The 19723-nt window shown below is 50.2% G+C and carries 16 protein-coding genes; 11 read left to right on the top strand and 5 right to left on the bottom strand.

Annotation, left to right across the window (positions count from 1 at the left end; all coding sequences use genetic code 11):
• Positions 1–77 precede the first annotated feature (77 nt).
• The 3 genes from pgi (at position 78) to FHS77_RS05740 (ending at position 3594) form a co-directional block, all read left to right on the top strand.
• A complete protein-coding gene (gene pgi, locus FHS77_RS05750) occupies positions 78–1727 on the top strand; it encodes a glucose-6-phosphate isomerase (RefSeq protein WP_184221198.1) in 1650 nt (549 codons plus the stop codon).
• Positions 1728–1795: 68 nt separating this feature from the next.
• Positions 1796–2857 carry a succinylglutamate desuccinylase/aspartoacylase family protein gene (locus FHS77_RS05745; RefSeq protein WP_184221196.1) on the top strand — a complete coding sequence of 354 codons (1062 nt, stop codon included), beginning with the start codon at positions 1796–1798 and terminating at the stop codon, positions 2855–2857.
• Positions 2857–3594 (top strand): HAD family hydrolase, encoded by a 738-nt coding sequence (locus tag FHS77_RS05740; protein ID WP_246431237.1) that lies wholly within the window; start codon positions 2857–2859, stop codon positions 3592–3594. The genes FHS77_RS05745 and FHS77_RS05740 overlap by 1 nt, the downstream gene beginning before the upstream one ends.
• On the opposite strand, the gene FHS77_RS05735 is transcribed toward FHS77_RS05740, so the two are convergent.
• Both FHS77_RS05735 and FHS77_RS05730 read right to left on the bottom strand, forming a co-directional pair.
• The gene (locus FHS77_RS05735; RefSeq protein ID WP_184221194.1) at positions 3583–5331 is read right to left on the bottom strand and encodes a long-chain-fatty-acid--CoA ligase; all 1749 of its coding nucleotides are present in this window, start codon (positions 5329–5331) and stop codon (positions 3583–3585) included. The genes FHS77_RS05740 and FHS77_RS05735 overlap by 12 nt on opposite strands.
• Positions 5332–5485: 154 nt before the next feature.
• The gene (locus FHS77_RS05730) at positions 5486–5728 is read right to left on the bottom strand and encodes a hypothetical protein (protein ID WP_184221192.1); all 243 of its coding nucleotides are present in this window, start codon (positions 5726–5728) and stop codon (positions 5486–5488) included.
• A gap of 845 nt (positions 5729–6573) precedes the next feature.
• Here FHS77_RS05730 and FHS77_RS05725 point away from each other — a divergent pair.
• From FHS77_RS05725 to nadC, 6 genes are all read left to right on the top strand, one after another.
• Positions 6574–8121 carry a VOC family protein gene (locus FHS77_RS05725; RefSeq protein ID WP_184221190.1) on the top strand — a complete coding sequence of 516 codons (1548 nt, stop codon included), beginning with the start codon at positions 6574–6576 and terminating at the stop codon, positions 8119–8121.
• A 243-nt stretch (positions 8122–8364) separates the two neighbouring features.
• On the top strand, positions 8365–9576 hold the full coding sequence (locus FHS77_RS05720; protein WP_184221281.1) for an alpha/beta hydrolase: 1212 nt from the start codon (positions 8365–8367) through the stop codon (positions 9574–9576).
• 120 nt (positions 9577–9696) lie between these two features.
• Complete coding sequence (gene panC, locus FHS77_RS05715; protein WP_184221188.1) at positions 9697–10548, top strand: pantoate--beta-alanine ligase; 852 nt, start codon at positions 9697–9699, stop codon at positions 10546–10548.
• 181 nt (positions 10549–10729) lie between these two features.
• A complete protein-coding gene (locus FHS77_RS05710; RefSeq protein WP_184221186.1) occupies positions 10730–11623 on the top strand; it encodes an NrtR DNA-binding winged helix domain-containing protein in 894 nt (297 codons plus the stop codon).
• Positions 11624–11689: 66 nt separating this feature from the next.
• The gene (gene nadA / locus FHS77_RS05705; protein WP_184221184.1) at positions 11690–12664 is read left to right on the top strand and encodes a quinolinate synthase NadA; all 975 of its coding nucleotides are present in this window, start codon (positions 11690–11692) and stop codon (positions 12662–12664) included.
• 20 nt (positions 12665–12684) lie between these two features.
• Positions 12685–13536 carry a carboxylating nicotinate-nucleotide diphosphorylase gene (nadC, locus tag FHS77_RS05700; RefSeq protein ID WP_184221182.1) on the top strand — a complete coding sequence of 284 codons (852 nt, stop codon included), beginning with the start codon at positions 12685–12687 and terminating at the stop codon, positions 13534–13536.
• A 63-nt stretch (positions 13537–13599) separates the two neighbouring features.
• Here the strand turns inward: nadC and FHS77_RS05695 are convergent, their stop codons facing one another.
• Together FHS77_RS05695 and nspC are read right to left on the bottom strand one after the other, a co-directional pair.
• Positions 13600–14841 (bottom strand): saccharopine dehydrogenase family protein, encoded by a 1242-nt coding sequence (locus tag FHS77_RS05695; RefSeq protein WP_184221180.1) that lies wholly within the window; start codon positions 14839–14841, stop codon positions 13600–13602.
• 73 nt (positions 14842–14914) lie between these two features.
• Entirely contained in the window at positions 14915–16012 is a 1098-nt protein-coding gene (nspC, locus tag FHS77_RS05690; RefSeq protein ID WP_184221178.1) for a carboxynorspermidine decarboxylase, read from the bottom strand.
• A gap of 383 nt (positions 16013–16395) precedes the next feature.
• Here nspC and FHS77_RS05685 point away from each other — a divergent pair, with 383 nt between their 5' ends.
• A complete protein-coding gene (locus FHS77_RS05685; RefSeq protein WP_184221177.1) occupies positions 16396–17853 on the top strand; it encodes an MFS transporter in 1458 nt (485 codons plus the stop codon).
• Here FHS77_RS05685 and FHS77_RS05680 read toward each other — a convergent pair.
• Positions 17850–18455 (bottom strand): helix-turn-helix transcriptional regulator, encoded by a 606-nt coding sequence (locus FHS77_RS05680; protein ID WP_210307050.1) that lies wholly within the window; start codon positions 18453–18455, stop codon positions 17850–17852. The genes FHS77_RS05685 and FHS77_RS05680 overlap by 4 nt on opposite strands.
• Positions 18456–18933: 478 nt before the next feature.
• Here FHS77_RS05680 and FHS77_RS05675 point away from each other — a divergent pair, with 478 nt between their 5' ends.
• Positions 18934–19707: a ferredoxin--NADP reductase gene (locus FHS77_RS05675; protein WP_184221173.1), complete on the top strand. Its 774-nt coding sequence runs from the start codon at positions 18934–18936 to the stop codon at positions 19705–19707.
• Positions 19708–19723: the final 16 nt, after the last annotated feature.

Here is a 19723-nt window from a genome sequence, read left to right as displayed (position 1 = left end):
CGAAAACACGCCAACAAAATACTAAACTTGTGCAGTTTAGTTTACAGTCGGGGCAAATTTGATTCGGGAGTTGTTAAATGGCACGGAATGAAGCTCAGGTAACCGAGGCAGTTGCAGCGCTTAAAAACCATTGGGACACGTCTGCACCAAAAGACATGCGCAAAGTTTTTGCCGAAAATTTAAATCGGTTTAAATCGTTCTCATTGCAATTGGATGACCTGCTATTCGACTGGTCAAAATGCCTGATCAATGAAGAGACTATGCAGCTTTTGGCGGCTCTTGCCAAGTCCTGCGACGTGGAAGGGCGTCGCGCTGCCATGTTTGCAGGTGAGCCGATCAATGTAAGCGAAAACCGTGCTGTTCTGCATGTGGCTCTGCGCGACACAACATCGGATGCCATCTTGGTGGATGGTGAAAATGTGCTGCCCGACGTTAAAGAGACATTGTCACGCATGGGTGACTTTGCCGAAGCAGTTCGCTCCGGCACTTTGAAAGGCGCCAATGGCGAAGCTTTCACTGATATTGTCAATATTGGTATTGGTGGTTCCGATCTGGGGCCGGTGATGGCCACACTTGCGCTTGCGCCTTATCATGACGGGCCGCGTGCGCATTTTGTCTCCAATATTGATGGTGCGCATATTGCCGATATATTAGCGCCACTTAATCCGGCGACAACGCTGATCATCATTGCCTCTAAAACCTTCACTACCATTGAAACCATGACCAATGCGCAGACAGCGCGTCAATGGATTGCTGAAAGTTTAGGGGAGGCGGCGGTGTCTTCTCACTTTGCAGCGGTTTCCACCGCTTTAGATAAAGTGGCCGAATTTGGCATTGATGAAGCCCGTGTGTTTGGTTTCTGGGACTGGGTTGGCGGGCGATATTCGGTGTGGTCAGCTATCGGTTTGCCGGTGATGATTGCAGTTGGTCGGACAAATTTTGCGCAGATGCTGGCCGGTGGCCACGCGATGGATAAGCATTTCCGCGAAGCACCTTTGCTTGAAAATATGCCGGTTGTGCTGGGGCTGATTGGCTATTGGCACCGCGCGATTTGCAATTATACCAGCCGCGCCGTTATTCCTTATGATCAGCGCCTTGCACGTCTGCCTGCCTATTTGCAGCAGTTGGATATGGAATCGAACGGCAAAAGCGTGATGCTGGATGGCTCGCCTGTTAAAGGGCCGACAGGGCCGGTTGTGTGGGGTGAGCCCGGCACCAATGGTCAGCATGCTTTCTTCCAGTTGCTGCATCAGGGCACAGATACAATTCCGCTGGAATTTATTGTCGGTTGCAAGTCGCATGAGCCGCAGCTTGATCATCAGCATGAAATGCTGCTTGCCAATTGTTTGGCGCAATCTGAAGCCTTGATGAAAGGCCGAACATTGGAAGAAGCACGCGCGCAATTGCTGGCCAAAGGCATGGATGAAGCGGTAGCTGAAAAAATCGCGCCGCATCGGGTGTTTTCCGGCAATCGACCTTCGGTGACGATTGTCCACGATCTGCTGACACCATTTGCGCTTGGTCGTTTGATCGCGCTCTATGAACATCGTGTGTTTGTTGAAGCGCAATTGTTTGGCATCAATGCGTTTGACCAATGGGGCGTGGAGCTTGGTAAGGAGCTTGCCACCGAATTGCTCGATGTGGTGACGGGTGACAAACCGGTCGGAAATCGTGACAGTTCAACGCAAGGGCTGGTTAGCCACTTGCATGCACGACGTAAAAGCTGACATTGTCGGAAAATATTGCCGGTTCAGTTCGAACCGGCAAATCGGGCATGGAGGAGCGCTGAGGTTTCATGAAGACGGAATTGATTAAATTTGCCGGTGATGTGCCGGGTAATGAAATTGAACTGCGTGTTTTGCGCTTTTCAGGCAGTGATGAACAAGCAGCAAGCGCCTATCTGCAATCGTCCCTTCATGGCGGCGAATTACCGGGTCAGGCAGCACTTCATTTTCTGGTGCCTATGTTGCAAAAAGCAGCCGATGAAGGGCGTATTAAAGGCAATATTACCTTGGTGCCGCAGGCCAATCCGGTTGCATCCAACCAATGGCAGGCTTACCAGCATCAAGGTCGTTTTGACACATTTTCGGCCGTCAATTTCAATCGCGCTTTTCCGCTGTTGCCGGATTTTGACACATCAGATCTGCCGCAACCGGATGCACCTGAAGCACTGATTAAGCGCTTGAAGGCGGCTCTGCTGCGCCTTGCATTGCCGCATGATATTGTGCTGGATCTGCACTGCGATGATGAGAGCGAAAACTATCTTTATATTGCTGAAGACTTCGTCGAAGATATGAAGGATTTGGCTGTAGCGCTTAATTGCACCGCTATTCTGGCGTGGGATACAACCGCTGATGCTGCCTTTGAAGAGGCTTGCGCTCATCCTGTTTTGCAAATACCAGCTGACAAACGCAATATGAAACGCCGCGCTGTCACGACTGTCGAGTTTCGCGGCTTAAGCGATGTTTATGCCGAGCAGGGGGCAGAAGATGCCGCCGGACTTTATAAGTTTCTGGTGCATCGCGGTGTGGTTGAAGATGCATCCGTTCAATTAAACCTTGATTATCAGGGGCTTGTAACGCCGCTTACCCATGTGGAAATGATCCGCGCACCACAAGGCGGCATGGTTTTCTTTCATGTGAAGCCTGGTGATGTGGTGAGCGAAGGTGCCAAACTTGCAACAATCGTCACGCTGCCTGGAAACCCGGAAGGTGATATTGTGCTGACGGCTCCGCAGGCAGGGCGCATTTTAACGCGCCGCTCATTGCGCTATTTGCGCCGTGGTGATGATGTGTTGAAACTGCTGGGCGACAAGCCATCTGCGGTCATCAAACGTGCCGGAGCCTTAGAGGCATAATGAGCTTTGGAAGCATGAGTGAACTGGCCGACAAGCTTAAATCTATCCGTGCCATCCTGTTTGATAAGGATGGCACATTGATTGATTTTGAACGCACATGGTTTGCGTTCTCTTATGCTATGGCTGAAAAAGCCGCCGATGGGGATGAAGCAAAAGCCCGTCACCTGATGGATATTGGCGGTTACGATTGGGAAGCCAAACGCTTTCGTGGCAATTCAGTGATTGCGGCGGGAACAGTTGAGGAAATGGTGGCGCTTTGGCACCCCTATGCCGATATGGCCGCGCAAGCAGCAATTGTTGCGCACTATAATCAGGCCAGCCTTGAGGCGGGCCCGCGCTCTGCGGTGGCAGTTGATGGCCTCTATGAAACCTTGGAAGCACTGCATGCACAGGGCTTCATCTTAGGCATTTGCACTAATGATTCCGAAGCGGGAGCGCTAAAAACCGCGCAATTGCTCGGCATTGATCACTTTTTCGCGGGCTTTATCGGCTATGACACGGCAGCGCGACCCAAACCTTTTGCTGATCCGCTGATCTATTTTGCTGAAGAACACGGCCTTGAACTGTCGCAGCTGGCCATGGTCGGCGATAATAGCCATGATATGGAAGCAGCCCATGCGGCACAGGCCGGTTTGAGCATTGGGGTGCTTTCCGGCAATGCGGGAGCGGATATTTTAGAGCCGCTCGCCGATATTGTTCTGCCGTCTGTTGCTGATATTCCGGCTTTATTCGCTTGAACTTTCGTCGCGTAATTTACGGCGCAGAATTTTACCGACATTACTTTTCGGCAATTCGTCACGAAACTCAATCATGCGCGGGCGCTTGTAATTGGTCAGGCGCTCGGCACAATAGGCCTTTACGTCTTCTTCCCTCAGCTCCGGATTTTTCCGCACAATAAAGAGTTTGACCACTTCGCCCGAAATGGCATCCGGCACACCAATGGCAGCCGCTTCTTTAATGCCGTCATGGGCGACCAGAACTTCTTCCAGCTCGTTGGGATAAACATTGAAGCCGGAAACAAGGATCATATCCTTTTTGCGGTCGACAATTTTTGTGTAGCCTTTTTCATCCATGAAGCCTAAATCGCCGGTACGGAAGAAACCATGTTTGGTAATTGAGCGAGCCGTATCGTCATCACGCTTCCAGTAGCCGAGCATTAATTGTGGTCCGCGCACACAAATTTCGCCGATTTCTCCAAGCGGCAGATGCGCACCTTCATCATCCAGAATGGCGATTTCGGTGGAGGGCATCGGCAGGCCGATGGTGCCGGTAAATTGCGTGGCATCCAAACCATTGGCGGCCACAACCGGCGAGGTTTCAGAAAGCCCATAACCTTCGGTAATCAAGCAGCCGGTCATTTGTTGCCAGCGCTCAGCAACAGGCTTTTGCACCGCCATGCCACCACCAAGGGTGAGGATCAGCGGTTTGAAATCGAGGTTTTTAAAATCCGGATTGTTCATCAAAGCGTTGAACAGGGTGTTGAGTGCCGGAAAAATATGAAACGGATATTTTTGCAGCTCTTTGACAAAGGCTTTGATGTCACGCGGATTGGGGATGAGAATATTGCGCGCACCCTGCTGGATGCCGATCATCGCATTCACGGTGAGCGCAAAGACATGATAAAGCGGCAAGGCACAAATATAATTGACATCCTCAGGCTTGCCCTTGATGCGATAGGCGACATCCAGCCAAAGCCGCATCTGGTCAAGATTGGCCAGAATATTGCCGTGGCTGAGCATAGCCCCTTTGGAAACACCGGTGGTTCCGCCCGTATATTGTAAAAAAGCCAGATCAGAGCTTTTTAAAATCGGCATCGGCACGGCCATTGAGCGCCCGGTATTGAGCGCGGTTTTAAAGCGGGTGTGATTGGGTAAATGCCATTGCGGCACCAGTTTTTTAACGCGGCGCACCACCAGATTAATCAAATGCCCTTTCAGCCCGTGCATATCGCCCATGCTGGCCACCAGAATATGCGGCTGTTGCAGCTCCGGAATTTTAATTTCAGGCAGCGCTTTTTCCAGCGTGCCGGCAAAGTTTTCTAATATGATGATGGCTTTGGCACCGGCATCATTCAGCTGCTGTGCCAGCTCGCGCGGGGTGTAAAGCGGATTGATATTCACCACCACCAGTCCGGCACGCAAAATAGCGGCAATACTGAGCGGATATTGCAGAATATTGGGCATCATCACGGCAACACGGTCGCCTTTAACCAGTCCTTTGGCGCTGAGCCATGCGGCCAGCCAGCCTGATTGCTCATGCAGCGCACGATAGGTCAGGGATTTATCCATGCAGGTGAAAGCCGGCCTGTCCTCAAAGCGTTTACAGGCATCGGCAATCATGGCCGGAATAGAGTTGAATGCGGGAGAAGGGAGATTCTCCGGCACTTCAGGTGCATAGGATTTTAGCCAGATTTTATCTGTTGCGCCCTGATTGGTATTTTCAGACGCTTCTTCAAGCACATTATTGGCCGTCATATAGTGTTTGGCTCCGCCGGTAGCGGCCAGTCCTTATGCCATAGTAAATGAATTACGCCGGCTCCTCCTTAAGGGCTGACCGTTATGGTCTGTCATTCAGTGGCGCAGATTTACACCGGCAAAAGCCTTAATCAAGTAAATTGTCAGCTACTTCTCAGTTAAATAAATTCAAGCTGGCTTTAGAAATCGACCATATGAGAATGACTGCAGGCGCTGCAAGACCGCACAACATAATGCCTAAAAAGACAGTGGCGGGATGAATAGTTTGCGTTTTTTGTGGTGCATTGGTGGCGTGGCTATGTGATCGGGTGGTCTTGAATGTGCGGTGGCCGCTCATTCTGCCCATTTCCATCTGGCCTTTGCGTTCTATCCAGCGTCCATGTGTGATGTCTGCCATTGCTATTCTCCTCGTTCCCATTGTCATTATGCGCCGAGTTTTAATTTCTGCAAGAATAAAAAATAATAATACATGTTGCATGGCTTGTTATTTTTGTTATTAGCTTTCATTTATCAGTATTGTTCTTGTAAATACTGATGTTAATGAAATAATAGTAGTTTCTGAATTTTCATATGTTTCTGAAATGAATGCATCTTACTGCCGGTAAAAACCTTCGCATAATACTTAAAAACCTTCGCATAATACTGGCGTCGCAGGCTTAGTGATTTCAGTGGGCATAAGGCTTCTTCACTGTCCTTGCATGTGTCGCAGTTTTGCCTCCTGAGAAGGTGTATGAACCCAAAGAGCAGGATGAAGAGTGGCTGAAATATATGCGGGTGCTTTATTACTATCGCGGTTGATGGCGGGCAAAAATGCATGACCGGCAGTAATTGGCGGCGAGCTATTCGGTTTTTTGCGATAAAGCCATAAAAATCATCTGTTTTCGTATGGATTTCGCCGTTTTATGCAGTTCAGTTGCCTCTTTTGCATATCAGCTATGCATGATTGTTCGTTGATCTAAACGATTTAGGTCGGTATATATGCGTCATCGGACTTACTCCTCCTCCCAAAGTCCGATACTGGAATGCGGCACTCCTCCTCCCAGCCGCGTTCAAAGATTGGGCCGCGCATCCTCCTCCCGCGCGGCCTTTTTTTTGCTCTTTTTTTGAGCCCCATTGTTTCCCCTGATTTGTTGTCTCTTCCTGATGGACATTGTGTTCAGTCCGGCTCCTCTTTGGCTTTAGAGAAAAATTGCCTATATATGCGCCAGATGAACAATAACAATAATGAAAAGGCGAAAAACCATGAGCAATGGCATCCATCACGTCACACTGATTACCGGCAAGGTTCAGCCGAATGTGGACTTCTATGCAGGCTTTCTGGGGCTTCGTCTGGTCAAGCAGACCGCTGGCTATGAAGATACCGAACAGCTGCATTTGTTTTACGGTGACCAGCACGGCAATCCGGGTTCACTGGTAACATTTCTGGTTTGGGAAGATGGTGTGCGCGGGCGTGCCGGTCACGGCCAGATCAGCGAAATTGCGCTTGCCATCGATCAGAGCGCTATCGGTTTCTGGCTTGAACGGGGTTTGCGTCAGCGCATCGCCATTGAGGGTCCGAAACTGGAAATGGGTGAAACCGTTTTGCGCCTGAAAGATCCCGATGGCGTGATCGTCAAACTGGTGGCATCGAAATTGAAATCACCCGAAGCAGCCGTCGCTAGTGATATTCCGGCCTATGCTGCGGTGCAGCGTTTGCAGGGCGTGACGCTCCTTTCGGAGGTGCCGGAGCAGACGCAGGCTTTTCTGGTCAGGCATTTTGGTTTGCAGCCGGATTTGCAGGAAGGAACGATCAGTCGTCTCATCTCGCAAAGCGGTGATTATCTGGATGTGCGCGATGCAACCGGTTTTTGGGAAGCTATGCAGGGCACCGGAACGGTGGATCATGTGGCGCTTCGTGCCAATAATGTCGGCGAGATAGAAGCAATTTCGGCTGAATTCACCAAGCTTAATGCGGTGGAAACAACGGTGCATGACCGTAAATATTTCCATTCGCTTTATGTACGTGAGCCGGGCGGCAGCTTGATCGAATTTGCAACGGATGCACCGGGCATGAGTGTGGATGAAGATCTGGCCGATCTTGGCAAGACCTTGTTTGTGCCACCTGCATCAGAGGGCGATCTTGGCGATATCAGCCTGCGCTTGCCACAGTTTGCGCTGCCGGGCGAAGAACGGGTTATTTATCGTGAATTGCCTTTCATTCACCGGATTTACCAGCCGGAAAATCCGGACGGCACATTTATGGTGCTTTTGCACGGTACTGGCGGCAATGAAAATGATCTGATGCCGCTGGCGCATAAGATTGCACCGAACGCGACCCTGATTGGTGTGCGGGGGCGGGCAACCGAAGAGGGTGTGCATCGCTGGTTCAAACGCATCACGATGAGTCGTTTTGATCAGGCGGATATTGCCTTTGAGGGGCAAGCTTTCGCGGCTTTCGTGGAAGGTATTGTGGCGTCTTATCAGGTGGATTTAAGCAAGACGGTATTTTTGGGTTATTCCAATGGTGCCAATTTGCTGGGAGCCATTTTGCGTCTGCATCCGCATTTGCTGCAAAAGGTGATCCTGTTGCGGGGTGGTGAGGTGCTGGAAAATGCGCCAACGCCGGATTTATCAGATGTTTCCGTGCTGATGGTTAACGGGGAAGATGATATTTACGGCGGCTTTGCCAAGCCTCTGGTTCAGGCGCTGGAGACAGGTGGTGCAAAGTTGGAGGCAGAAATGCTGAAAATCGGCCACAATCTGGTGGAAGACGACGTTACCCGCAGCCAGCAATGGCTTGCTTTAAAGTAAAATTAAAGGCCGCCTTTGCATTTCTGCGAAGGCGGCTTTTGAATGTCCGTCACTGATTTGGGCAACGACCAGTGCAAATTGGCATCAATCATGAGCCAAAGTGTAACGAAACGCTAAAATCAGGGGAAAAAACGCCGGATAATACTAATCGGGCACTGGACTCTGGCTTAGTGATCACAGAAACTCCACCTGTCTTCAAGCAGTCGTACGGGGTTTTTCTTGCTCAATTCATTCAGGCAGATCATGTGCATTTTTGCCTTTGGCTTGGTGCTGAGCAGTTGTGCAAGCCGTCCGGAAGGTGTGTTGATACCGGTTCCGGTTAATGAGCCAAGCGTTTCAAAAGTAGATTTGCTGGTGGCGACCACCCGTTTGCCGACCTATGACCCCCGCACATTGTTTTCCGGTGAGCGCGGCAGCTTGATTGTCACGGATATTGGTATTTCAATCCCGCCTGATAAAAACCGTACAGTCGGGCAAGTGCAATGGCCGAAAAAACTGCCGGCCAACCCGTTGAAAGATTTCACCACTTATCGCGTAGCCGGACTTGAACAGAAGGCGGGCGAGAAAAAGTGGCTTGATGATCATGTGTCGGCCAATGGCAACGTGATGATTTTCGTCCACGGTTTCAACAATACATTTGAAGATTCCGTTTATCGTTTTGCGCAGATTGTGCATGACTCTCAAGCAAAGGTAGCGCCAATCATTTTCACATGGCCGTCGCGCGCCAGTATTTTTGATTATAATTACGATAAAGACAGCACGACCTATTCACGCGATGCGCTGGAAGAAGTGATCCGTACGGCGGCTGCACATCCGAAGGTCAAAGACATTACCATTATGGCTCATTCAATGGGCACATGGCTGACCATGGAATCACTGCGCCAGATTGCCATCCGCGACGGGCGCATCATGCCGAAAGTGAAAGACGTTATTCTTGCATCGCCTGATCTGGACGTGGATGTATTTAGCCAGCAATGGCTGGTTATGCAGAAAAAACCGCCGAAGATGACGATTTTTGTTTCACAAGATGACCGCGCATTGAAAGTGTCGCGCCGTATTGCGGGTAATATTGACCGTCTTGGCCAGATCAATCCGGGTGAAGAGCCTTACCGTTCTGCTTTGGAAGCAACCGGTATTACGGTGATTGATCTCACCAAACTGAAAGTCGGCGACCGTCTCAATCACGGTAAATTTGCTGAAAGTCCAGAAGTAGTGCAGCTGATCGGCAAGCGTCTGGTTGCCGGCCAAACCATCACCGATTCCGATATTGGTTTGGGTGAGCGTATTGGTGCTGTGGCACTGGGTGTCGGGCAGGGTGTCGGCAGTGCCGCATCGGTTGCGGTTAGTGCGCCGATTGCGATTTTCGATCCGACGACTAGACGTACTTATAACCAGCAGATCGATCGTTTTGGCCAAGCCGTCGGCGGTACGTTTGAAAGCGCGACAGGCCAGTAAGTTTTCGTATTGAAAGCTTAATAGATTAAGTCCGGTATATTCATTTATACCGGACTTTTTGTTGTTTTCGGGTACAAAAATAGCTACCAGATGCACGCATAAACATATTGCGGGGGCACAATGCACATTATCCATACCATCGCTGAGCTGCGTAGCCTGATTGCCGCTCAACGCAAAAATGGCGCTTCTGTCGGTTTTGTGCCGACAATGGGATATTTGCATGCAGGGCATATGGAGCTGGTGCGTCATGCCCGCGAGAATAATGACTTCACCGTTGTTTCCGTGTTTCTTAATCCGCTGCAATTTGGTGCCAATGAAGACCTGTCGAAATATCCGCGTGACTTAGAGCGTGATGCTTCATTGTTGAGCGCTGGTGGTGTGGATGTGTTATTTGCGCCAGCGGTTGCTGAAATCTATCCGCAGCCGATGCAAACAGTGGTGGATGTGCCGACCCTTGGTGCGCAGTTGGAGGGCGAAGTGCGCCCCGGTCATTTTGCAGGCGTGACAACGGTTGTCGCCAAATTATTCAACATTGTGCAACCGGATCACGCTTATTTCGGCGAGAAAGATTTTCAGCAGGTTGTGATCATCAAGCGCATGGTGGAAGATTTGCTGATACCGGTGGAAGTGGTTGCGGTGCCAACTGTGCGCGAGGTTGATGGTTTGGCCTATTCTTCCCGCAATAGCTATTTGAGCGAAGCGGAAAGACAGGCTGCTATTATCGTGCCGCAAGCGCTGCAATTGGCGGAAAAACTGATTGCTGAAGGAAAGCTTGATGCCGCCGGACTGGAGCAGACTTTAACTGACTTTATTAAAGCTGAACCATTGGCCGTACCGGAAGTGGTGGCGGTCAGAAATCCTCATACATTAGAACGTGTTAGCTCTTTGGATGGTGCGGAATTACTGGTCGCGCTTTTTGTGCGTGTCGGCACAACCAAGCTGCTGGATAACCGTGTTTTTAAACGGTCATAATCAAGGCTTTGACTGAAAATTGTGCAAGTAATGCATCGCTAATGGTTTCCACCTTTCAGAACGGTTGAAAACTTGACCGAACCGGCTGCTTTCATGTGGGCAATAGTTTGTTTTAGCGGCCTGTTCGGGTTATGATCACACCTCTTATTTAATCGTTTCATGCAGGATATTGATCATTAACGTGACAAGCGACATTGCCCATACTGAGTTGATAGCCGTTCTTGTTGCTGTCACTTTGGAAGAACCGCGCGTGATGACCATAAGTCAGGGCAGTGCACTGCCTTCGGGCCCGTTTGAAACCGGCCATCGCTCGTTGCAATCCGGTTTGCGTGCCTGGGTACAGGCGCAAACGATGTTGCCGCTTGGCTATTTGGAGCAGCTTTATACATTTGCCGACCGTGATCGCCACCCTGATGGTCAGCGCACGATTTCGATCAGCTATCTGGGCTTGGGGCGTGAAAATCCGGCAGCGCAAGGCGGTGCGGGCTGGCGTGGGTGGTATGATTATTTTCCGTGGGAAGATCATCGTCAGGGGGAGCCTGCTTGCTTTGACGCTATTATCAAAGCGCTCAAAAACTGGGCAAATACGGCTGATGATGCCGAACAGGCAAGCTATCGCCATCGCCGTATTGCTTTTGCTTTTGGCCTTGATGAAGGCGGCTGGAACGAAGATCTGACATTGCAGCGCTATGAATTATTATTTGAGGCTGGCCTGGTCAAAGAAGCCGGCAATGAAGATGGTTTTGGTGCAGGCATGTTTGCCGATCACCGCCGCATTTTGGCAACCGCGATTGCACGGCTTCGCGCCAAGATCAAATATCGCCCTGTGGTGTTTGAGCTGATGCCTGAAACCTTCACTTTGCTGCAATTACAACGCACTGTTGAGGCGCTGGCAGGCTTGCGTTTGCACAAGCAAAACTTCCGCCGCCTGATGGAACAGCAGAATTTGGTGGAAGAAACCGGTGACAGCGACAGCGAAACCGGCGGTCGTCCGGCCAAGCTTTTCCGCTTCCGTCACACCATTCTTGAAGAGCGCGCTCTGGCCGGATCTAAATTACCTCTCTCACGCGGTTGACATTATACTCAATACGAGTATATCTGCACGCCCATGATATACTCGTATTGAGTATAAGGAGGGATTATGAATCAATTAGCATCAGTATCGCAGCTTTATGATCGCGTGGCGCGGGTTTTGCCGAAAGCCGAATGGTTGTCCTTTGAGGATGATGTGGCGGCGATTTTAGAGCTTAAACGCACCCGCAACGCGGTTATTCTCGCGCATAATTACCAGACACCAGAGATTTTCCACGGTGTTGCCGACATTGTCGGCGACAGTCTGGCGCTGGCGCGTGAGGCTGCCAATGCGGATGCTGATGTGATTGTGGTGGCGGGTGTCCACTTCATGGCCGAAACTGCCAAATTGCTCAATCCGTCCAAAACGGTGCTGATCCCTGATCTGGGCGCGGGTTGCTCGCTGGCTGATTCCATCACGCCTGAAGATGTCGCTCTTTTGCGCCAAACGCATCCGGGCGTGCCGATCATCACTTATGTCAACACATCGGCGGCAGTGAAGGCGGCTTCTGACATTTGCTGCACATCGGGCAATGCCAAAAAAGTGGTAGAGTCTTTAGGTGTGCCAAAAGTGCTGATGATACCGGACGAGTTTCTGGCGCAAAATATTGCGCGTGAAACCAATGTCGAAATCATTGCATGGAAAGGCCACTGTGAGGTGCATGAGCGCTTTACGCCGGCCGATATCGCCGAGCTTCGTGACAGTCATCCGGGCGTGGTGATTTTGGCGCATCCAGAATGCCCGCCGGAAGTGGTTGAAGTGGCTGATTTTTCTGGTTCAACTGCGATGATGTCGGATTTTGTCGGTGCAGAAAAACCGGCGCGCGTGGTGCTTTTGACCGAATGCTCGATGAGTGACAATGTGGCGGTGCAGCATCCGGAGGTGGATTTTATCCGCCCGTGCAATCTTTGCCCGCATATGAAGCTGATTACCTTGAAAAATATCCGTGATGCTTTGGAAAATAATTGTCATGAAGTGACAATCGATCCGGCGATTGCAGCGCCTGCGCGTCTTGCTGTTGAGCGGATGCTGGCGGTTAAATAAGAGACGGGGGAGAGATCATCATGACATTAAGTTCTTTGCCGCGTTTTATCGTCGAGCCATTGGTGCGTGCAACTTTGGCAGAAGATTTAGGCCTTGCCGGTGACATCACCAGCAGTGCCGTTATTCCGGCTGATCATCGCTCAACAATGGTTTTCCGCAGCCGCTCAAAAGGGGTGATTGCCGGTTTGGATCTTGCCGCTTTAAGCTTTGAGCTGGTTGATCCAAGCGTGAAATTTAGCGCAGTTTGTCAGGATGGCGATGTGCTGGAGGCGGGCGCTGTTATCGCTAAGGTCAGCGGTTTGTCGCGCAGTCTTTTGATGGCAGAGCGCACGGCGCTTAATCTGCTTGGGCATTTATCCGGCATTGCAACTGTGACGCATGATTTGATGCAAGCCGTCAGCCACACCAAAGCACATGTGACATGCACCCGCAAAACCATGCCGGGTTTACGTGCCTTGGAAAAATATGCTGTGCGGGCAGGGGGCGCCAAAAATCACCGCTTTGCGCTTTATGATGCGGTGCTGATTAAAGACAATCATGTGGCCGTGGCAGGTGGTGTTGGCGAAGCGATTAAGCGGGCGCGTGCCAATGTTGGCCATATGGTCAAAATCGAGGTGGAAGTCGATACGCTTGCGCAATTGCATGAGGCAATGGCTGTGGGTGTTGATGCGGTGTTGCTCGATAATATGCCGCCTGAAATGCTGGCAGAAGCGGTGAAAATCGTTGATGGTCGTGCGATCACGGAAGCTTCAGGGGGCATTACACCGGCAACGGCAGTGGCAATTGCTGAAAGCGGTGTTGATCTCTTATCAATCGGCTGGCTGACCCATAGCGCACCAAACCTTGATATTGGTCTGGATTTTGAAGCCTGAGCGGAGTGGTTAAGCTCCGAGTTAAGAAAAAGCCCCCGAACATGTCGGGGGCTTTTTATTTTTTTATTCGAAGCTCAAAGCGCGGTCGCCATTTTCATCTTTGATGCGGCTTGGCAGACCGATGTGGTTCATGATGTGCAGCAGAGGCTTTGGATTTAGCTCTTCCACATTGACCATCTTCTTCACGTCCCACTCACCCGATGCAATCAGCATAGCTGCAGCAACCGGCGGAACGCCTGCGGTATAGGAAATACCCTGACTGCCCACTTCATTGTAAGCATCTTTGTGATCAGCAACGTTATAGATAAAGACTTCGCGTTCAACGCCGTCTTTCGTGCCCTTCACAAAATCGCCGATGCAGGTTTTGCCGGTATAGTCAGGTGCCAGCGATGACGGATCAGGCAACACAGCCTTGACCACTTTAAGCGGTACAACTTCCAGACCTTCAGCGGTTTTAACCGGCTGCTCGGACAGAAGGCCGAGATTGTTAAGCACGGTGAAAACATTGATGTAATGATCGCCAAAGCCCATCCAGAAACGCACATCGGCATTCGGATAGTGTTTCGCCAGCGAATGCACTTCATCATGACCGGTCATATAGGCCTTGCTTGGACCCACGACTGGCAGGTCAAAGGTTTTGCCGATTTCAAACATTTTGTTCGACTGCCACTGACCATTCTGCCAGGAATAAACCGTACCGGTAAATTCGCGGAAGTTGATTTCCGGATCGAAGTTGGTCGAGAACCAACGGCCATGCGAACCGGCATTGATGTCAACGATATCGATGGATTTAACTTCATCAATATAGTCGTCAGCCGCCAGACGCGCATAGGCATTGACTACGCCCGGATCAAAGCCGATGCCGAGAATGGCTGTGATGCCTTTTTCTTCACATTCAGCCGCATGTTTCCATTCGTAGTTGCCATACCACGGCGGGGTCTCGCAGATCTTTTTAGGATCTTCGTGAATAGCGGTGTCCATATAGGCCACGCCCGTATCGATACAAGCGCGCAAAACAGACATATTGAGGAAGGGCGAGCCGACATTGATCACGATATTGACGCCAAGCTTGGTAATCAGAGCTTTGGTGGCTTCAATGTCGAGTGCGTCCAGCGCATGAGCTTCAAGCTTAACCGGAGTTTTCAGGTTCTTCTTTTCATGCACGGATTTAATAATTTCGCGGCATTTCTCAACCGTCCGGGACGCAATGTGTATATCTCCCAATACATCACTGTTTTGAGCGCATTTATGCGCCACGACCTGTGCTACGCCACCGGCGCCGATGATGAGAACGTTCTTCTTCATTTATGTTGATGCACCTTTTAATTACTTACACCAGTTACCTAGTCTCTTAAAAGCAAGGGTTTTAGCCTGCTGTTTAAGAAAGAGACTGCTCGAAGTCTGCGAAGGTAAATTCGCGGACCACATTGATTTGACCGTCTAATTCGCGAACCGCTATAGCGGGCATTTTCACGCCATTAAACCAGTTTTTCTTGACCATAGTATAACCGGCAGCGTCTTCAAAAGACAGGCGATCGCCGATTTTCAATTCGTTTTCAAAGTTGAACTCACCGAAAACATCACCGGCAAGGCAGGATTTACCACAAACCATATAGCTGTGCTTGCCGTCATTCGGTGCCATTTTAGCGGTTTCGCGATAGATCAGCAGATCAAGCATATGTGCTTCAATGGAGCTGTCGACAACGGCCAGGTTTTTGCCGTTGAACAGCGTATCAAGCACGGTCACTTCCAGCGTTGTGCTGTTAGTGATAGAGGCTTCACCCGGTTCCAGATAGACCTGCACATTGAAGCGTTCGGAGAATTGCTTCAGGCGGGCGCAGAAAGCATCAAGCGGATAGTCATCGCCGGTAAAATGGATGCCGCCGCCAAGGCTTACCCATTCAGCGCGTTCCAGTAATGCGCCGAATTTTTCTTCTGTCTGGCTCAATACCTTGTCAAACAACGCAAAATCATTGTTTTCACAATTGTTGTGGATCATGAAACCACTGATGCGATCCATGACTTTTTCGACCTTTGCCACATCCCATTCACCAAGGCGGCTGAAAGGGCGTGCCGGATCGGCCAGATCAAAGCTGGATGTGCTGACCTGCGGATTGAGGCGCAAACCACGGGTGATGGAGGCAGCCTTGTCGGCAAAGCGCTCCAGCTGGCTGATTGAGTTGAAAATGATCTTGTCGGCATTTTCGATCACTTCTTCAATTTCATAATCGGCATAAGCCACGCTATAGGCATGGGTTTCGCCGCCGAATTTCTCATGGCCGAGCTTCACTTCATTCAAAGATGAAGAGGTGGTGCCGTCCATATATTGGTTCATCAGATCAAACACAGACCATGTGGCAAAGCATTTCAGCGCCAGCAGTGCCTTGGCACCGGACTTTTCGCGCACATAAGCAATCTTTTCCATATTGCGCAAAAGCTTCGACTTATCGATCAGGTAATAAGGGGTCTGGATCATGAGCATTCCATCGGGAAAGAAATGTTAATTGCTGCACTTGGTCTGAAGCTTATAGGAAGCTTGTGACGTATTTACAAATATGCAGCCGCTTAATTTGCTTTACGCAATATATATAAGTCTCAAAAACCGCAATACTAACCTTTGCAGAGCTGTAATGCGATTTTGACTTATACAAAAATTATTAAGCGCTGCGCTGAAGTCTATATAAGCATTTTTTTGAAATTTCCCAATGTTAATTTTCCAAGGGATGTCTTGACAAAATGTTATGTCGGGATTAGTGGCAGTCAACATTGCTCTTACTGCTTTTTGCAGTCCGCGACTATTGATGAATATCAATCGCGATAGGGCTTTTATGCCAGCAGGGCTGGTTTAAAGGACATATTATGCAAACTCAAGAACAAGCAGGAAGCTGGGGTCAGCTTTTTTCCGGCTCCAATGCAGTTCGTACACTCACATTGGTTGGTGGTGTGGCGCTTCATGCCATTAACGTATTTATCTCAACGACAATTTTGCCGACGGTCATTCAGGATATTGGCGGTATTGATTTTTATGCGTGGAACACGACGCTTTTTGTAGCGGCTTCCATTTTAGGCTCGATGATGGCGCCGCGCTTGCTGGGGCAGGTGGGGCCGCGTTACGCTTATCTGGTGGCAGCGGTTATTTTTGCAATTGGCACCGCCCTTTGCGCCGTTGCGCCTTCAATGCCGGTCATGTTGTTTGGCCGTAGTGTTCAGGGCTTTGGCGGCGGCTTTTTGCTGGCTTTGTCTTTCTCTATGGTGCGTCTGGTGTTTGAGCCACGGCTTTGGACACTCGCCATTGCACTCATTTCCGGTATGTGGGGCGTAGCCTCATTGGTGGGGCCGGCTATTGGCGGCGTATTTGCGCAATATGGACATTGGCGCATGGCCTTTGGCTCAATCATTCCGGTGATTGTACTATTTGGTTTGCTCGCCGTTTTCATCATGCCTAAAGAGGCCGGTAAAGGCGATAAAACCGGTGGTTTGCCATGGGCGCAATTGGTGCTGTTGACGGCTGCGGTCTTGCTGGTGTCATGGGCAAGTCTTTCGCCGTCATTTTTCTATAATGCGCTGGGCATTCTGGCCGCAATGGTGCTGCTGGGGGTGACTTATACCATTGAGCGCAAGTCGCCCAACCATGTGTTGCCACGTGATGCTTTCAACATGAAAAAACTGGCGCCGCTTTATATCACCATGACGCTGCTCAGCCTGATGGTGACATGTAGCGAAGTGTTCATTCCGCTGTTTTTTCAGACATTGCATGGGCAAAAACCATTGGTTGCCGGTTATCTGGCAGCTTTGATGGGGCTTGGCTGGACATTGGGTTCACTCACCACCTCCAGTCTTTCGGCTAAGATGACCAATCGTGTGATCGTAACAGCGCCGTTCATTGGGCTGACTGGTCTGATCGTGTTGGCATTGCTGGTGCCGGGCGGAAGTCTGGGTGGCTGGCTTGATCTGGCACCGATGTGCCTCAGCCTTTTCATGGTTGGCTATAGTGTTGGTCTGACATGGCCGCATCTGCTTGCAAATGTTTTGCAGATCACGCCTCAAAATGAGCAGGGCATTGCGTCTGCCTCGCTCACTACGGTTCAGCTGGTTACCACCGCCTTTGGTGCGGCACTGGCCGGAACAATCGCTAATCTGGCCGGTTTAAGCAATCCAGGTGGTGCGACCGGTGTGTCTAATGCCGCGCTTTGGTTGTTTGTTTCTCTGACTGCTCTGCCAGTGCTGGCGATCGTCATGACCCGCATTGTGGTGCGTTTGCGCCAAGCGCATACGCAGGTGAAAATCGCAGAAGAAGTAGTACAGCAGGCAGCTTAATGTGCGTCCGGACGCTGTACCGAATAGGTGCAGCGTCTGTCGCCCGAGAGAATATACTCTTCTCGTTCAACCTTTACATCGCTGCCCAGTAACTCACGGAAAATGTTGAGTTCCGCACGGCAGAAGCCCTGACAGGCGGTGGCCGCAGCACAAATCGGGCAATGATTTTCAATGAATAAAAACGTGCCGTTTTTATCGACTTCCACTTCTGCCATATAGCCTTCTGCGGTGCGTAATTCTGCCAATCTGTGCAGGCGGTCGCTTAAATTGTCGCTCTGGTTTAAAGCGGCTGAGTAAAGCTCGCGCGTTTGGTTTTCACGTGCAGCAATCAGTGTATCAAGCGCTTCTTGCCCCAATAAATCGCGCACCGAGCTTAGTAGCTGCACGGTCAGTTGTGCATGTGTGTCAGGAAATCTTGAATGTCCGAGCGGTGTCAGATCCCAATATTGCGAAGGTCTGCCCACGCCTCGGCTTTGTGAATAAGAGGCGACCAGACCTTCTTCGTTGAGCCTTACCAATTGCTGGCGCACTGCTTCGCCGGTGATGCCCAGTTTTTTGCCCAGCACCGCAGCCGTATTGGCACCGTGCATTTTCAACAGCATCAAAATCCGCTGCCCGGGTGAACGTGCTAAGATAGTTTCGGAATTTAGCAGGTCATTTCTTGACATCTTCAACGCAATCTATTTTAAAAAGACATTCCTTGTAAAATAAACGATTGGCGTTAAGGGCGCAAGCCGGAAGGAAAAAAGAATACGTCGTAAAGCGATGACAGGTCGCTTTTATCGATCAAGGGCTAAAAGGCATAAAGGCTTGATGTCTGCGCTGATAAAGATTATTTCCGCATCAGACATTATCCCGGATTGGTAATGGCGCTGATGTTCATCAATGGTTCGAACAAGCGCATCGAGATTGCCGGAGCGCAATAGCTCGCATGTTTCGGACACTGTCTGAGAACTTAAACTTAAGCTCTGTTTTCATCATTCATGAAACAGCGCTTATTTTTTGAATATTTCGTCTGCCTGACGGGGTTCCCAAGCCCGCAGGTATCAATCTGGTAGCAAAGCAGAGACACATTCCACCATGAGCAATTTCAATCAGGAAACCGTCCTTGAAGTTCACCACTGGACAGACCGGTTGTTTTCTTTCCGCACCACGCGTGATCAGGGTTTCCGTTTCCAAAGCGGCCAGTTCATCATGATCGGCCTTGAGGTCGAAGGCAAACCATTGCTGCGTGCTTATTCCATTGCCAGCAGCATTTATGATGAACAGATGGAGTTTTTCTCCATCAAAGTTCCAAATGGTCCGCTGACATCACGCTTGCAGCATTTGCAGGTGGGTGACAAGATTCTGGCCGGTAAAAAGCCGGTCGGTACATTGCTTTATGACAATCTGCTGCCAGGTGAAAACCTCTGGCTGTTGTCCACCGGCACCGGCCTTGCACCTTTCCTTTCGATCATTCGTGATCTGGAAGTATATGAGCGCTACAATAAGGTCATTCTGGTGCATGGTGTGCGTGAAGTGGCCGAATTGGCTTATAAAGATTTCATCACTAAAGAATTGCCGGAAGACGAGTTTTTGGGCGAAATGGTGCGTGAAAAGCTGATTTACTACCCGACCGTCACCCGTGAAGCTTATGAAAATCAGGGTCGCATGACCGATCTGATCCGCTCTGGTAAATTGTTCTCCGACATCAATATGCCGGCTTTTGATAAGGAAAAAGACCGCATGATGCTGTGCGGCAGTCCTGAAATGCTTGCGGAAATGCGTGAGATTTTGGAAGGTCAGGGACTGGAAGAAGGCAGCCAGAGCTCAGCCGGTCATTTCGTGATCGAAAAGGCTTTCGTCGAAAAGTAAGTTTTTCGTCATTCTC

It is taken from the genome of Paenochrobactrum gallinarii (assembly GCF_014205685.1).
Classification (GTDB): domain Bacteria; phylum Pseudomonadota; class Alphaproteobacteria; order Rhizobiales; family Rhizobiaceae; genus Paenochrobactrum; species Paenochrobactrum gallinarii.
The sequence above is the reverse complement of the archived record's forward strand: the minus strand, read 5'-3'. Positions and strand labels throughout refer to the sequence as shown.